Consider the following 15714-nt stretch of genomic DNA (forward strand, 5'->3'; position numbering starts at 1 on the left):
GCACACAGGGAGAGGCGGCCGGGCTCCCCAAAGCCCGGCCGCCTCTCCCTGCTGTGTCAGTCCCCGATCAGCACCGGCCCGCCGGGCGGTCCCGCTTCACGAGGTTGGTGTAGCCGGTCGTACCGTCCAGCCACAGGACGCGCCGGCCCTCGTCGGCCACGCCGAACGCCTGCTCGCCACGGTTGCAGGACATCCGCTGCGGGCCGCCCTTGCCGTCGGGCGCGACCTGGTACAGCTTCGCCATCGTGTCGTTGGCCCACCACGTGGCCGGCGGGGTGGACGTGATGCTGACCGCGTCGTCCGAGGCCGTCAGCGTGTAGGCGTAGAGGGAGCCGTCACCCGCCTCGGGGGTGACGGTGACCGGGTCCGAGCCGTCGAGGTCCGCGCGGCGCACCGCGGCCTTGCCGCCGTCGGTGCCGTCGTTGTCCTCGATCCAGAAGACACCGTCGTCGGTGATCGCGGTCTGGCCGATGCCCCAGACGTTGTCGGGGGTGGGCATCTGCGTCTTGGCGCCGGTCGCCGCGTCGAAGACCTCCACGCCGAGCTGGAAGTTGCCGCCGGCGTCAGGTGCGACCTTGGCGTAGGCGATCTTGCCGTCCTTGATGGAGGACAGGCCCGAGACGTTGTACGGACGGCCGTCGTCGACCAGGCCGGTCTGGCCGGTCTTCATGTTGACGTAGCGGACGTTCGTGACCCCGAACTGCGGGTTGTAGGCGGTGTAGGCGACCCAGTCGCCGTCCACGACGAGGCCGGAGACGTCGCTGCCGATGCCGTCTACCACCTTGGCGGGGCCGCCCTTGACCGGGCGCGCCATGATGTAGATGCCCTTGCTGCTGTAGTCGGCCCACACCACCGTCTTGCCGTCGGTGTTCGCGTAGACGTTGTAGTCGCCGTTGTTGGCGCTCATCAGCTGCGGCTGACCCTTGCCGGTCGTGTTGCCCAGCCACACCGAGTACGGCTCGCTGCCGTCCTCGTTGGAGTTGGAGACGGCGTACTTGCCGCCGCCCGCGCCCACGCCGGTACCGGCCACGTTGACCTTGTTCAGGATCGTGTCGGTGTCGACGCCGAGGGCCTTCTCCCAGCCCGGGACGATGCCGTGCGCGTCGAACGACTTCTTCACGGTCTTCAGCTGGGCCTTGGTGACACCCAGTTCCTGCGCGGCGGCGATGACCGCGGCGCGGCCCTCGGTGAAGCCGTCCAGCGGGGTCATGTACGCGGACAGCGCGCGGTAGACGATCTTGTCGGCGAGGTCGCTGCCGAGGTCCTCGCGCATGTCCCACAGCGCGCCGGAGAAGATCGTGGAGTTGAGGTGCACCCCGCCGTTGTCGCCGCCGTAGGTGGCGCCGATGAAGTTCTTCGACGTGGTGGCACCGTCGTTGAGGTCGCGCAGGGCGCACTCGCGCGGGCTCAGCGTGGTGCAGAGGTCCTCACCGAGGAGACCGGCGTCCGGGTCGTCCATGGAGACGTTGTTCGCCTCCAGGTCGATGGCGTTGCCGAAGTAGTCCGCGAGCGCCTCGTTCATGGCGCCGGACTGGCCCGCGTAGACGAGGTTCGCGGTGTGTTCGACGACACCGTGGGTCATCTCGTGGCCGACGACGTCGGTGTCCGCGGAGAACGTGCGGTAGTCGCCGCCGCCCTGCCCGTACACCATCTTGGCGCCGTCCCAGAAGGCGTTGTCGTACGGCTGGCCGTTCTGCACCACTCCGACCAGGGAGTTGATGTAGCCGTCCTTGCCGTCCAGACCTGCCCGGCCGAAGTGGTTCTTGTAGTAGTCGTAGACCTTGCCGGCCGCCCAGTGGGCGTCGATGGCGCCGGAGTTGGTGAAGTCCTCGCCGAGCTCGGGCGTCGCCGACTGGAACGTCTTGATGCCGCTGGGCCAGTGGTCGGGGCCGGAGGCCGCCGCGACCTCGCGACCGCGGGCGTCGTACGTCGTCAGCATGGGACCGTCGTACGGCGAGTCGGCGGCCCGCTTGCCGTAGTCGATCATCTCGTAGACGCCCTTGTTGTTCTTGTACAGGTTCACCTCCGTCTTCTCACCGTTGTAGCGGGTGCCGGTGCCCTTGACGACGAGCTCGTCGGCTGCGGTGGGGGACGCCTCGGGGGCCGTGCCCGTGGCGCCTGCGGCGGCCGGGGCAGTCGTGTCTGTCGCGCCGAACGTCTTGATGTCGCTGTACTGCATCACCGGGAAGCCGGAGTGCGCGTCGATGTACACCTGCTGCTTCACCGGCTGCCCGTCGACCGGGCTGATGCCGGTGACGGTGATCTGCCGGGTCAGTACGCCGGTGCCCTGCGGGAGGATCGTGAGGCCCTCGGAGGTGCCGCTGAGCTTCTGCGCGCCCGGCTTCTCGCCCTTCGCCGGGGCGTGGAGCAGCCCGCCGCCCAACTGCGAGGAAACGGCTCCGATCGCACGCTCGATCGCGGCCTTCTCGGAGATCTTCGGCGTCACCGTGCCCAGCTTCAGCTTGGTGAAGTAGTTGCCGGACGTACCGGTGACGGTGCGCTTGCCGTCCTTCTTGGCCATCCGGACCAGGTACTGGCCACCCAGGACCTGGACACCCTGGTACTTCTGCTGGAGGCGGACCGTTTCCTTGCCGCCCTTGTCGGTCGTGGTCCCGGCCGAGGCCAGGTCCTTCGCCGAGGTGTCCGCGATGTGGTAGCGGCCCTTCTTGGCCTTGAGGTGACCGCGGGCGGCGTCGGCCGCGGTACCGGTGGCGGCCACTTCCTCGTTCAGTCCGGTGACGAGGGACGGAGTCTCGGTCTCGGCACCCGGCGTCACCTCGGACGCGGAGGACGCGGTGGCGGTGTCCGCGTGAGCGGCCGGTATCGCCGTCACCAGCAGGCCCGCGGCGGCCAGCACCGCGGCTATGCCCTGGCCGACGAGCATGCTGCCGGATCCCTGTCCTGGTCTGGCTGATCTCTTGCGTGCTGAACTCCGCACGGTGCCCCTCCGGTGCCATCACTGCATGAACGGATAACGGATGTGGACATGCAAGTACCGGAACAGTGGTGTGAACAATGCGTTCCGGGTGCGCACTTGTGGACGTCCACACTTGTGTGGCCTGCATTGACAGGCGAGAATCCAGCCAGTGGGGCTGACTGGGTGGGACACGCAATGGCAGGCGCTCGGGCTCGGAACGGACGAACTCCGGGTGTACGAAGCGCTGCTCGACGTCCCCGAACACGCCTCCCGTACCGCCCTCGCCCAGTCCCTGGGGCTCAGCGTCCGCCGGGTCACCAACGCGCTCGACCGGCTGGCGGAGCACAGCTTCACCCACCCGGCCAGAGGCACGGCCGGGCTGCCCCTCGCGGTGGCCCCATCCACCGCCCTGCGCAATCTGATCCACTTGCGACAGGCTGAACTGCTTCACAGATCAGCAGAGTTGGAGGAGCTCACCGGTTCCGTCGACCGGATCGCGGCCCAGCTCCTGAGCTCCGTGAACACCCCCCGATCCACCGGCATCGAGACGGTCCGGGGCGCGGCCGCGATCGGCGCCCGGGTGGCCTCCCTGCTGGTGTCGGCCACCGAGGAGGTGGCACTCCTGGACCGGCCGCCCTACGCGGCCAGCCAGCCGGACGGGATGCCCGCGCCCCTGGACGTCGCCGAACCGGTCCGGCGCGGCGTGCGGGTGCGCGTCGCCGTGGACCGCGAGGGGCTGAGCTTCCAGGGGCGCGCCCGGGGCCTGGGCGATCTGGCCGTACAGGGCGTGCAGATACGGGTGGGCACGGACCTCCCGACGAAACTGATCACCGTGGACCGGCGGGTGACACTGCTGCCGCCGACCGACGCGGCGGACCCGACGGCCTCGGCCCTGGTGGTGAGCGACGCGCTCCTGAGCAACGCGCTGGTCCCGCTGTTCGAGTCGGTCTGGGAGCGGGCCGTCCCCATCGGGTCCGTCACGCACGACCGGATCACGGACGACGACCGGGAACTGCTGACCATGCTCGCCTCCGGCCTGAAGGACGAGGCGATGGCCCGGCGCCTGGACATCCACGTGCACACGGTCCGCCGCCGCATCACCCGCCTGATGCAGGCCCTGAACGCGGAGACCCGGTTCCAGGCCGGGGTGCAGGCGGCGCTGCGGGGATGGCTGACGGTGTGAGGACACCCAGGGCCTCAGCTTCATGCGCGGCTGGGGAACCTGATCCGCGTCGCCGGCGTCGAACCCGCGGAATCCACTGAGGGGGACAGGCATGAGAGGGGCCGGGCGATCCACTGGCTTGCTGGTGGCGGCGGCCGGCCGCGTCCTGCGAGGCGCCGCGCACCCGTGCCCGGTATCCCCGCGCGGCGAGGGTGTCGGCGTGATCAGGTCCGAAGCGCTGGTCCAGCCGGGCGTGCAGCCAGTCCCAGCGGATACGGGCCGCCGGGATCAGTCCGGCGTCCATGAGGTTGCGTCCCGCCTGGAAGAGCAGCGGATGGCAGTGCGATTGCCACAGAACCTCCCCGGCGTGCCCGGTCAACAGGTCCGCTCCCGACCGCAGCGCCCGGCAGAGGGCGGACTGGGGCCGGCCGGACTCCGCACGCCATACCGCTCGCAGCGCATCGGCGGCGCTCAGGGCCAGGGCGTCCGGGCTCGCGACGGGCACCGCTCTGCGCACGGCCGTCTGCACCAGGGTGCTCAGCCGCACGGCCGGATGCGCCAAGCCGCTGTCGAGCTCCACCAGGCGCAGCCGGCACAGGACGTCGAGGGTGTCCAGTACCTCCCTGGCCGTGGCGGGCAGGGGCGCCTCGGGGGCCTGCTGCCCCCGCCGGACCGCGAGGTAGCGCAGCGCGGGAGGACTGGTGAGCACCGCGATCGGCACCCCGTGCGGATGGAGTACGGACGCGAGCTCCAGCAGGGGACGTGCCAGCCCCGCGCACTGCCGGTCCGCCGCCTCCACCGCCACCCACCAGCCGGCGGTGACCGCGTCACGGGTGGGCCCGGCACCGCCGGGTCCGGCCAGCCGGGTGAGCCGCTCGCGGTAGGCGGCACAGGTCAGACCGTCATGTGCCATGCAGGCGGCAGCCGTTGCCAGCGCGGAGGGGTCCTGCCGGAGGTCGGCGGCGAGGGCCGCGATGTGGAGGGGGTCGTCCCGGCGGCCGTGACTGAGGAGTTCGCGCATCAGCTGGTCGGCGGCCTCCTCGGGGAGGTACGACCCGGGCTCGACGTATCCGCTGCCGCCCGGCAGGGACGTGGCGCGGCGGGCGGTGACCAGAACCCTCCCGTTGGGTCTGGCCGGCGGCCACAGCCCGTGCAGGTCGACGGTGTCCGGCACCCCGTCGAGCACCACGAGCCAGCGCCGGTCGGTCCAGCTCAGCCAGGACCGGAACGCCTCGGCGGAGTGCTCCGGCTGGTCGGGGTCGTGCTCGGTGGTGGCCGCCGACGCGTCGGCGTACCCGCAGATGAGCGTGTCCACGCTCGCTGCGTTCACCCACACCACCATGTCGGCGGAACCGTCGCGCAGAGCACGCCGGGCGATGTGGGCGGCCAGCTGTGTCTTGCCCGTTCCGGCGGAGCCGGCGAGTACATGGATCGACGGCGGGCCGTCGAGAAGGGCGGCCTCGGCCCGCAGCCGGAACGGCGTGGCCTCTGACGGGATCCGCCCCACCAGAGACGCGGGCGCGCCGGCGCCTTCGTCGAAGCCGGGCGAGACCGCACCAGTGGCCGCGGCGCCCGCCACGGTGGCGTACGTGTTCCGGCTCAGCTGCGCGAGGTGGAGCAACTGCACGGCGCGTTCGACGCGTTCGACACCTGTGCTCTCCTCCAGCAGCAGCTCGAACCGCGTCTGGAGGGCGGCCTCCATCCTGACGCGCAGTTCGGGGTCGTAGGCCTGCCGTACGGCGGCCGCGCTCAGATCCAGGCGCTTCAGATGCTCCAGCTCGGCCAGGAGATCGCCCCTGCCGAGAAACCGCGCCGCCCAGCTGCGCACGAACAACCACTGCTCAGTGGTGGTGGCTTCGGCAACCGCGGCGCCCGCTGCCGTCGCCGCGGAAAGGGAGGCGTCGTCAAGCATTTAGCACCCCGGCCCTTCGAGCCGCTCCGCTACTCACGCTGCTCTTATAGAAGCACAGCGGCGGCGGCAGGCCGACGGCGTACGAGGGCCGAAGGGTGGACGGGCCCGCACCCTGGCTCCGGGCAGGTGTACGGCCCGGCACGTATGCCGGGCCATACACATCGCGCAAGCCGAAGGGCGCGGCAGCGCGTCAGTGCTTGAAGGCGTCCTTCGTCTTCTCCTTGGCCTCGCGAGCGTCGCCCTTGGCCTGGTCGGCGCGGCCTTCGGCGGTAAGACGCTCGTTGTCCACGGTGCGCCCGGCGGCTTCCTTGATCTTTCCCTTGGCCTGCTCGGTCTTGGCCTGGGTCTTCTCGTTGGCAGCCATGTCACTCACACCTTGCTGTTCTCGACTTCAGGGACACCCACCGCCTGACCCGTGCGGAGCAGCCCAAACCTCGTGGCCCCATACCTCTGTCGCCTCATGAGAACCGTGTGTGTGCGTGGCGCGGGCGGGAAGGAGGGCGCCCCTGTCCTTCCCGCCCGCGCCCTGAGGGCAGGCGCGCCCCACGGCGGTGCGGGGTGATGGGAGACTGCCGGAATGGATTCCCGTCGCAGAAACAACGTCACCGTCGTGGGCCGTGCGGACGGTCCGGTCCTCCTGCTCGCGCACGGGTTCGGCTGCGACCAGAACATGTGGCGCTTTGTGGTGTCTGAGCTGGCCGAGGACTACCGGTTGGTGCTGTTCGATTACGTGGGATCGGGCCGCTCCGACCCTTCGGCATGGCGTGAGCAGCGCTACAGCTCGCTGGAGGGGTACGCGCTGGACGTGCTGGAGATCTGTGAGGAGCTGGACCTGCGCGACGTCACCTTCGTGGGGCATTCGGTCAGTGCGATGATCGGGGTGCTCGCCGTGGCGAAAGCGCCGCATCGGTTCTCCCGGCTGGTGATGGTCGCCCCGTCGCCCCGTTACATCGACGAGGACGGTTACCGGGGCGGGTTCAGCGCGGACGACATCGACGAGCTGCTGGAGTCGCTGGAGTCGAACTACCTGGGCTGGTCCTCGGCGATGGCCCCGATGATCATGGGGAACGCGGAGCGGCCGGAACTCGGCCAAGAGCTGGCAACCTCGTTCTGCGCGACCGACCCGGAGATGGCCCGGGTCTTCGCCCGGACGACGTTCCTGTCCGACAGCCGTTCCGACCTCAAGACGGTTACCGTCCCCACGCTGGTACTGGAGTGCCAGCAGGACATGATCGCTCCACGAGAGGTCGGCGCCTACGTGCACCACGCGATTCCCGGCAGCCGGCTCGTTACCCTGGACGCGACGGGGCACTGCCCGCAGCTCGGTGCTCCGCAGACCACCGCGAGGGCGATCGCTGACTTCATCGGCGTCGCCCAATGACGTGCCACACCGGCCCGCCTCCTGAGCCCGACGGGCAGCAGGACGCCGATGCCACCGATGCGGCGTTCACCTCGCTGCTGGAAGACAGTGCGGAGGAACTGTACGAGCAGGCTCCGTGCGGTTATCTGTCGACGCTGATGGATGGCACCATCGCGAAGATCAACAGCACGCTGCTGGACTGGCTGGGCCTGTCGCGGGGCCAGGCCGTGGGCCGGATGCGGTTCTCCGATCTGCTGACTGTCGGCGGGAAACTCTATCACGAGACCCATTTCGCCCCGATGCTGCAGATGCAGGGCGAGATCAGCGGCGTCGCCCTGGAGATCAAAACCGCCGACAAGCAGCGAATGCCCGTACTGGTCACCTCGAAGGTGAAAACCAGCGATACCGGCGAGCCGTTGCTGATCCGTACCACCGTCTTCGACGCGCGTGACCGCCGCGCGTACGAGACCGAGCTGTTGCGCCGCCGGCAGACAGCCGAAGCCGCGCAACGGCAGGCGGAGGTCGACCGGGCACGGCTCCAGGAAGCCCTGGCCGTTCTCCAGCAGAACCTGCTGCCCGCCGTACTGCCCGTGATTCCGGGCCTGGAGGCCGGCTCCTACTACCACACGGCCTCCCCGGACCTGCTGGGCGGAGACTTCTACGACCTGTTCCAGCTAGGCGCGGACCGGTGGGCGTTCTGCCTCGGAGACGTGTGCGGCAAAGGCCCCCAGGCCGCCGCCGTCACTTCCCTGACCCGCTACACCCTGCGGGCCGCCGCCCTCCACGATCCCGACCCCATGGCCGTGCTGACCACCCTGAACACCGTGCTGCACGAGCGGTACACCAGCGGCGACCCCCGCTACTGCACCGCCATATACGGACTGCTCCAGCTGGAGGGCGACCACGCCGGCGTGCACCTGGCCGCCGGCGGCCACCCCTCCGCGCTGATCCAGCGCGCGGACGGCACCGCGGAGTTCCTGCCCACCCCGGAGGGAATGCTGATCGGTGTACTGCCCACGGCGCACTTCACGTCCGCCCGCACCCGGCTGATGCCGGGCGACACGCTGCTGCTGTACTCCGACGGCCTGACAGAGGCCCGCATCGGCCCCCGGCGCGAACTGTATGGCGACGAGGCTCTCCGCGCCTTCGCCGCCGCCCGCCCCGCCGCCGGCCCGCAGGCCCTGATCACCGCTCTCAGCGCGCTCCTCGCCTCCTTCGATGACGGACTCGACGACGACACCGCACTCCTCGCGCTCGGCGTCCCCTCTCGCCCCGACCCTGCGAGTGAAGACCTGACATGAGCCCGCTGACTACCACCTCCCGAGTCGCTTGCACCGGTCCCGTACTGGAGCCCTCCCGAGCGCCGGGAAAACCTGTCAGGAGAAGCGCGAGATGCCCGATCCGACGCTCGCCGCCAGGAGCCTGAGCCAGGCGATCGACAGCGCCGAAAGCCGGCAGATCAGCGAAGCGGGCCGTGATTTTATCGAAGAGCTCACCTTCGCGACGGCCGACGAGATCCTCACCATGCTCCGGGAGCTCCTCGCCGAGGACTGGATGGCGCTGCCGCCCTGGGCCCGGAACCTCGCCACGTACACGGTCGAGTACTGCCACTGGATCAACAGCACCTCGGCAGCTCTCCGAGCGGGCTCGGCTCGTCGCACACAGATCCGCGGTCACGGCACTGCCCCGCCCCTCTTCGAGTACCTCGCTGGCTCCAGATGTGTCCACCATCCCGGAGCCGAAGCGCGGGCGCCTTCTCCGCACCCTTGGACCACTCACACTGGTGATCTGCCCGCAGATGAAGGGCTGTTGATGAGGCAGATGTGGTGGCTCACATAAACGGTGAGGTTATGACCTGGCGGGGCGGCCGGATTGATACGGGTCCAGGTTGTCGGCCAGTGATCGGTAGGGCGAGACCTGACGGTGGGGCACTGGTCGCCGTCGTCTTGCTCAGCCCCGCAAATAGCGGGTCAGCATCGCCACGAGTTCGTTCTCCAGCCTGGTGGGGTCGACCGGGCCGGGCTCGGCCACGAGCGGGTGCACGATGAACTCGATCGCCGACACCGCGACCCGTGCCGCCATTGGGGTGTCGGCTACCCGGACCTCCGGGTGGCGCTCGAACAGCTCCTGGACGTACTCGACGTCCGCCTCGTGGAACCGGGCGATCCTCTCCAGCAGGGCGGCCGACAGCGGTGGTTGTTCCATCATGACGCGCAGCAGGTGCGGATCCTCCAGGTGATTCTCGATCGATGCGCGCACGAACAGGCGGATGACCGCTTCCAGCGACTCCGGCAGGGCGCCGTTGCGGCGGCGGCTCATGGCCGCGGCGCCGGCGTCGAGGTGCCGGGTCACCAGTTCGGCCAGGATCGCGTCCTTGTTCGGGTAGTACTGGTACAGCGAACCGATCGAGACCCTGGCCTGTTCGGCGATCCGGTTGGTGGTGCCCGCGGCGTAGCCGTGCTCGGCGAAAACGTGAGCAGCCGCGTTGAGGATGCGCTGCCGGGTGAGCTCGGCGCGCGCCTGGAGTGGCTGTTTACGTGGCTGAAGCCGTTGTTTCCCCGACGTCATGACACCCCTTTCGAAGCGGCGCCAAAGCGAGTAGCGCGTGAACTGAATAATTGCTCATAATAGTGCCATGACCTGCGGCTGAGCCGAATTTCTCCCGCCGCGCCGACTGCGCGTCCCCGTGTATCCCACCCAGGACGAATCCGAAAGGAGTCCGCTATGACGCATACCCGCGTCCGGCCGCGCCGTGTGGCACCCGCCGAGGTCCGTGCCCGGCTGGGCGAGCCCGAGGCGATGCTCAAGGAGAAGAAGCAGGACCACATCGATGCCTTCTCCCGCCGCTTCATAGCGCATTCCCCGTTCCTGGCGCTGGCCACCTCCAGCGCGGACGGACAACTGGACTGCTCGCCCCGCGGCGACTACCCGGGCTTTGTGAAGGTGCTCGACGAGCACACGCTCGCCATTCCCGACCGCCCCGGCAACAAGATCGCCGACTCCTTCACCAACCTCGCCGAGCACGACGGGGTCGGGCTGCTCTTCCTGATCCCCGGCGCCCGGGAAACGCTGCGGGTCAATGGGCGCGGCTATCCCACCGACGAGCCCGATGTGCTCGCCCGGATGCAGACCGAGGCGCGCGAACCCGTCCTGGCCATCGTTGTCGAGGTGGACGAGGCGTACTTCCACTGTGGTCGCGCACTGATCCGGTCCCGGCTGTGGGACCCCGCGAGCCAGGCGCTGGCCGACGAGCTTCCGTCGGTGGGTGAGGTCGCGGCTGCCCAGTTCGGCGTTGACATCGATCCGGTGATGCTCGAAGCGGGGCTCGAAGCGGGCTACCGCGAGCTGTACTGACGGGGGATTTCCATGCAGCAGACGGTTATCGACCGGATCGAAGAGATCGCCGACGACGTGGTCGCGGTGGCCCTGCGCGGTGCCGCCGGGCCCCTGGCACCGTGGCGGCCGGGAGCGCACATCGACCTCACCCTCCCGAACTGGCTGACACGGCAGTACTCGTTGTGCGGTGACCCCGCGGAACGCGACCGGTATCGCATCGCGGTCCGCTTCGAACAGCTCAGCCGGGGCGGCTCGGAGTACGTGCACCGCTTCCTGAAGCCCGGTCGGACACTCGAAGTCTCCCTGCCACGCAACCACTTTCCCCTGGAACCCGCGCCTGAGTACCTCTTCGTGGCCGGCGGGATCGGCATCACGCCCATCCGGCCGATGCTGCGCTCCGCGACCGACGGGGGCGCCGACGCAACACTGGTGTACGTGGGCCGATCTCGCGCCTCCATGCCCTTCGCCGACGAGCTACGCGCCGCATACGGCGACAAGGTGACCACCATTGCGACCGAAGAACACGGCAGGCCGGATTTCGCGGCGATGGCAGCAGGTCTGGGTCCCCGCGCACTGGCCTACTGCTGTGGCCCCGCCTCAATGCTCGCCTCGGTCGAGGAGGCGTTTCCCGCCGGACGGCTCCACGCCGAGAGGTTCCGGCCCACCGCGCGTAAATTCGCACCGGACGCGGCGTTCGAAGCGGTGTGCGGCCGAAGCGGGCAGACGATCCACGTCGATGCCGGGAAGTCGTTGCTGGACGCGCTGAACCACGCCGGCCGGCCGGTCCCGTCCGGCTGCCGCGAAGGTGTCTGCGGCAGCTGCGAACTCACCGTCCTGGACGGCGAGCCCGAACACCGCGACGACATCGGCGCACCCGAGAGCCGGATGTACCCGTGTGTGTCCCGCTCGATTTCGCCACGCCTGGTTCTGGATCTGTAGGACGGCTCTTCGGAGCCATCACCCCGATCGTCGGGCTTTCGGCGCATACGGGCGCCGCGTCCTCAAGACCCGAAATGGCCACTACCAGCGGCTGCGGCCTGCAGCTCACCCGGGCAGGCCGCGGTCGGCGGCGGCATGCCACCCCAGCGGAGACCCCGTTGGGCGGAGAGGTTGTCGAGGAACCCGTAGATCGGGGTGTTCAGTTCTGCGGCTGCGCCCGGTCCCATGCCGCGTAGTAGGTGAGAGTGTCCTCCAGGATTCCGGGGTGGCGCGGCTGCCCGCCGAGGACGGTGCGGGCTTTGGCGCTGTCGACGAGTTCGTCGCGGTCGGCGCAGCCTTCCAGCATGCCGCCTGTGTCCGCGCTCTCGAAGGAGATGTCGCCGCTGTAGCCGGCGGCATTCAGGCATGCCTGCTGGACGGAGAGGAGGGTGGGCTGGTGCTCGTCGCCGAGCATGAAGACCTCACCGTCGAACGCTTCGGGGCGGCGCAGGACGGTGACGTAGGCGGCGGCGAGGTCCTGTTCGGCCTGGGCGCGCAGATGGAGCGGGTTACCGGGGTCGGCCGGGGTCTTCTCGTCCCAGACGCCGCCGGTCGTGGTGAGGAAGGTGATGCCGGTGGTGAGGACCAGGTGGCGGCTGCGCCCGGTGCGCTCCTGCGCTTCGCGGAGCGTGCGGAAGAGGAGCCGGTCGCTGCCAAGGGGGTCGTTCATGCAGCAGGGCAGCGATCTTCTTCTCCAGCAAAACAGGCCGGCCGCGGTAGTCCTGCTCACGGTTTCGACCCGTTGGTGTGTCCGCCAACCGGGTCCGGACGGAGCAGGATGCGGCGGGACAGGACGTACGTGAAGGGGGTGGCCGTCGCGGCGGCCACCAAGGGGGCGGCCTTGTCGTTCATCTGCGCCCATTCCACGAGGGTGTAGACGCTGATGCCCGCGATCATGTAATTCGTCAAGTTGGTCAGAGGGAAGAGCAGGAACTTCCTCCACGTCGGTCGGGTGCGGTACGTGAGGTACGTGTTCAGGAAGAACGAGCCGACCATGCTCGCCGCGAATGCGGCGGTGTACGCGGTGAAGTAGGGCAGCCACGGGTGCAGGGCGAGGTAGAAGCCGTAGAAGGTGCCGGTGTTGACCACGCCGACGAGGCAGAAGCACAGGAGTTGCACGAGCTGGGGCGAGTAGGCGGATCGCGGTGTGCTCACCTGGTTTCCAGCCGGGATGGCGCCGTCGCGGGGGACGCCGTCCTCGCCCCCTCGCCCTGCGCGGTCCCGGAGGCGCGTGGGGTGTTGGTCTCTTTGACCAGGAAGTGCGGGCGTCGCTTCGTCTCGTAGTAGATACGACCGATGTACTCGCCGATCAGCCCCAGCATCAGCATCTGCAGCCCGCCCAGCCCCACCATGACCACCAGCAGCGTCACATAGCCCGGAGCGTCGGGCCCCTCAATCATGGCCAGCACCGTCACCGCTACCGCGTACGCTGCGGCCACCGCCGACAGCATGAAGCCCAGGTAGATCGCCACCCGCAGTGGCCGGTTGTTGAACGAGACCAGCCCGTCCATGCCGTAGTTGACCAACGCGCTGAACCGCCACTTGGTCTCGCCGGCCTCGCGTGCAGCGTTGCGGTAGTCGAAGGTGACCGTGTCGAAGCCGATCCAGGAGAACAGGCCCTTGGAGAACCTGTTGTATTCCGGCATTGACAGCAGTGCGTCCACCGCCCGCCGGGACAGCAGCCGGAAGTCACCGACCCCGTCGGTGAGTTCGACGTCCGCCCAGGTGTTGACCATCCCGTAGTACAGGCGGCTCACGGCCGTGCGCAGCGGCTTGTCGCCCTCTCGGGTGCGCCGGGCGATGACCTGGTCATGGCCGCTGCGGAACTGCTCCAGCATCCGCCCGATCAGCTCCGGCGGATGCTGGAGGTCCGCATCCATGATCACCACCGCATCCCCGGTGGTCTCCTTCAGACCGGCTAGAACCCCGGCCTCCTTGCCGAAGTTGCGGCTGAAGGACACGTACCGGGTGCTCTCCTCGCGGTCCGCGGCAAGCGCGCGTAGCCGGCCCAGGGTGCCGTCGCTGCTGCCGTCGTCCACATAGCAGAGTTCGTAGTCGACGGGGAGTGCGTCAAGGGCCTCCCGGATCCTCAGATCGAAGAGGTCGATCACGTCCTGTTCGTTGTAGCAGGGGACCACGATCGATATTCGCATGACATCAATTTCCATGCTGAGTAGTACCGCTTTCTGGCTTCCGGATTCCCAGCGAGTGATACGAGGGTGCAGTTCGCGGAGTACAGTTTTCGCCTCAATGCCCTCGGTCTCGCAGCATGGGCTACTTTCGGATGCGAGTGACGTGGTAATAGTGCGAAATGCACTGTGCGGCCCAATCTTGCGAGTAATCGGGGATGTGGAAGGGCTCACCCAGCTTGCCGATGTGCAGCGGACGGTAGACAACAACGGTGGCGCCTTCGGCAACCTCCTGGCGTATCCGACTGTCCTGGCGATCCCACCGCTGACTGCGGACCACACTCTCTGTCGTCATTTCTTGCACGACCGGCACCAGCTGTACGGCGGCGCCGACGCAAGTCGCCGTGGCCGCCGCACCCACCAGGAGCGCAACGGGGAGAGCCCGTCGGGAGACGGACCGGGCCAGTCGGCCGGCAAGCAGACGACCTGCCAGCACTCCGTAGCCGGCGAGAACAACGATCATCGGCAGAAGGAAGTTGGCCCAAGCCCGGCCATAGGTCCAGCCTGCCGGCCCGCTGCCCATCCTCAGCCCGACGATGACAGCGAAAGAGGAGATGAGCACCAGCAATATGGGAAGACCCAGCAAGATGGCATCCCACAAGCGGGATCGGCCGGTCGCGGCAGCATGCAGCTTCACCACACCCGTACACCCGGGCGCCTGCGGCGGCTCTGCGACATCCTGCTCCGCCCGCCGCCGCGGCCCCTCGGAAATGGCCAGCCCCAGCACCAAGCCAACTGCGAGCGCAGCCAGATAGACCCACGTACCACCGATGCTGTGCCATAGGTGCAGCCAGTCCCCGACTTCCCCGCGCAACTGCCGACTCGACAGCGGCGACCCGGCCGACGGCACGTGCGCCCGCCGCAGCCTCGCACCGGGCGCGACGTAGAGCACGGTGAACCCCGCAACCAGCCCAACGCACCAGCCGGAACACCATCTGAAGGGGTACCAGGTCCGCGCCCGCAACCGCGGAACCAGCAGAAGAATCCCGGCCGCGCCGACGAACACCCCGCTGACCGCGGCGAAGGGCTCACTGAGTGTGCCGACGACCACGCCCATGAGCACAGCACACCCCACCGATGTCCAGGTGAGCGCGCGGCCGCCATGCCGCCCGGCTGCGACCGCGAGTAGACCGCTCCAGACCAGAATGACGCCGGGCAGCACGTGCGTGATGGTGCCCGGTGCCCACAGCAGCACCTGATAAGGGCGGGTCCCCGCGAAGAACAGCAGCATCTCGACCACGAGCACTGCGGCAAGCACAACCGTCCTCGGTGCCCGCCAGCCGAGCGCCTGGCCCAGCACCCGGGCCGTGAGCAGGAGCCCCAGGGTGAATGCAATCAGCAGGACCGACGGCAGGATCATCGGCCCGAACATGCCGTGCGAATAGACGACCCCGTTGACAAAGGCGTTGGTGAGCCTGCCGTTCTGAGTATCGTAGAAATCCTGGGTGATACCGAGAAGACCCATGTCCCGGGTCTTCCAAGCACCGCAGTAATCGTCCGACGTCGGCCGAACATACAGCCCGAGAAAAGCTCCTACCGCCAACTGTGCTCCCGAAATGATCACGAGTACACCGGCAGCGCCGACCAATAGACGCTTTCTGGCGACCGTCGACGATAAATATCGAACCAAGGTAATCTCTCTCCATCAACCAAACTCAAAGAAAATCCCGCGACAGACGATTGCTATCGCTGCAGACAGAGCCGCGCTGAATACTCGACCAAGATCTCTCACGTGGCACACGGTCCGTGCGGCATCATGTTGTGGGTGGTGATCTGTCGCAGCGGCCGGTCGTTCTGCTGGAGCCGCCGTTTGCTGGTCGGTCCGCAGGGTGGTGGGACCCGCTGACCGAGCCAACCCGT

Annotated in this window: 14 protein-coding genes; 6 read left to right on the forward strand and 8 right to left on the reverse strand. The window is 68.5% G+C overall.

Annotated elements, in window-relative coordinates; translation table 11 throughout:
* Positions 1-67: 67 nt before the first annotated feature.
* A complete protein-coding gene (locus tag OG892_RS33280; protein WP_371631019.1) occupies positions 68-2884 on the reverse strand; it encodes a M4 family metallopeptidase in 2817 nt (938 codons plus the stop codon).
* Positions 2885-3086: 202 nt separating this feature from the next.
* Here OG892_RS33280 and OG892_RS33285 point away from each other — a divergent pair, with 202 nt between their 5' ends.
* The gene (locus OG892_RS33285; RefSeq protein WP_371631020.1) at positions 3087-4100 is read left to right on the forward strand and encodes a LuxR family transcriptional regulator; all 1014 of its coding nucleotides are present in this window, start codon (positions 3087-3089) and stop codon (positions 4098-4100) included.
* On the opposite strand, the gene OG892_RS33290 is transcribed toward OG892_RS33285, so the two are convergent.
* Together OG892_RS33290 and OG892_RS33295 are read right to left on the reverse strand one after the other, a co-directional pair.
* Complete coding sequence (locus OG892_RS33290) at positions 4015-5991, reverse strand: NB-ARC domain-containing protein (RefSeq protein ID WP_371631021.1); 1977 nt, start codon at positions 5989-5991, stop codon at positions 4015-4017. The two genes, OG892_RS33285 and OG892_RS33290, sit on opposite strands and share 86 nt — an antisense overlap.
* 190 nt (positions 5992-6181) lie before the next feature.
* Positions 6182-6355, reverse strand: coding sequence for a CsbD family protein (locus tag OG892_RS33295; RefSeq protein ID WP_327339804.1), 174 nt, complete (start codon positions 6353-6355; stop codon positions 6182-6184).
* 213 nt (positions 6356-6568) lie between these two features.
* Between OG892_RS33295 and OG892_RS33300 the strand changes: the two genes are divergently transcribed.
* The 3 genes from OG892_RS33300 (at position 6569) to OG892_RS33310 (ending at position 9190) form a co-directional block, all read left to right on the forward strand.
* Entirely contained in the window at positions 6569-7372 is an 804-nt protein-coding gene (locus tag OG892_RS33300; protein WP_371631022.1) for an alpha/beta fold hydrolase, read from the forward strand.
* Positions 7369-8652, forward strand: a complete 1284-nt coding sequence (locus tag OG892_RS33305; RefSeq protein WP_371631023.1) for a PP2C family protein-serine/threonine phosphatase — start codon at positions 7369-7371, stop codon at positions 8650-8652. The genes OG892_RS33300 and OG892_RS33305 overlap by 4 nt, the downstream gene beginning before the upstream one ends.
* 91 nt (positions 8653-8743) lie before the next feature.
* Positions 8744-9190 carry a hypothetical protein gene (locus OG892_RS33310; RefSeq protein WP_371631024.1) on the forward strand — a complete coding sequence of 149 codons (447 nt, stop codon included), beginning with the start codon at positions 8744-8746 and terminating at the stop codon, positions 9188-9190.
* A gap of 111 nt (positions 9191-9301) precedes the next feature.
* Here the strand turns inward: OG892_RS33310 and OG892_RS33315 are convergent, their stop codons facing one another.
* On the reverse strand, positions 9302-9919 hold the full coding sequence (locus tag OG892_RS33315; protein WP_371631025.1) for a TetR/AcrR family transcriptional regulator: 618 nt from the start codon (positions 9917-9919) through the stop codon (positions 9302-9304).
* Between the two features lie 156 nt (positions 9920-10075).
* Between OG892_RS33315 and OG892_RS33320 the strand changes: the two genes are divergently transcribed.
* Entirely contained in the window at positions 10076-10705 is a 630-nt protein-coding gene (locus tag OG892_RS33320; RefSeq protein ID WP_371631026.1) for an MSMEG_1061 family FMN-dependent PPOX-type flavoprotein, read from the forward strand.
* A gap of 12 nt (positions 10706-10717) precedes the next feature.
* The gene (locus tag OG892_RS33325) at positions 10718-11626 is read left to right on the forward strand and encodes a 2Fe-2S iron-sulfur cluster-binding protein (RefSeq protein ID WP_371631027.1); all 909 of its coding nucleotides are present in this window, start codon (positions 10718-10720) and stop codon (positions 11624-11626) included.
* Positions 11627-11825: 199 nt separating this feature from the next.
* Here the strand turns inward: OG892_RS33325 and OG892_RS33330 are convergent, their stop codons facing one another.
* From OG892_RS33330 to OG892_RS33345, 4 genes are all read right to left on the reverse strand, one after another.
* A complete protein-coding gene (locus OG892_RS33330; protein ID WP_371631028.1) occupies positions 11826-12335 on the reverse strand; it encodes a hypothetical protein in 510 nt (169 codons plus the stop codon).
* Positions 12336-12391: 56 nt separating this feature from the next.
* The gene (locus tag OG892_RS33335; protein WP_327339809.1) at positions 12392-12820 is read right to left on the reverse strand and encodes a GtrA family protein; all 429 of its coding nucleotides are present in this window, start codon (positions 12818-12820) and stop codon (positions 12392-12394) included.
* Positions 12817-13818 (reverse strand): glycosyltransferase family 2 protein, encoded by a 1002-nt coding sequence (locus tag OG892_RS33340; RefSeq protein ID WP_328864782.1) that lies wholly within the window; start codon positions 13816-13818, stop codon positions 12817-12819. Before OG892_RS33340 ends, OG892_RS33335 begins: the two co-directional genes overlap by 4 nt.
* A gap of 121 nt (positions 13819-13939) precedes the next feature.
* Entirely contained in the window at positions 13940-15319 is a 1380-nt protein-coding gene (locus OG892_RS33345) for a DUF6056 family protein (RefSeq protein ID WP_371631029.1), read from the reverse strand.
* Positions 15320-15714: the final 395 nt, after the last annotated feature.

Origin of the sequence: Streptomyces sp. NBC_00341, assembly GCF_041435055.1 — a bacterium.
In the GTDB taxonomy this organism is placed as follows: domain Bacteria; phylum Actinomycetota; class Actinomycetes; order Streptomycetales; family Streptomycetaceae; genus Streptomyces.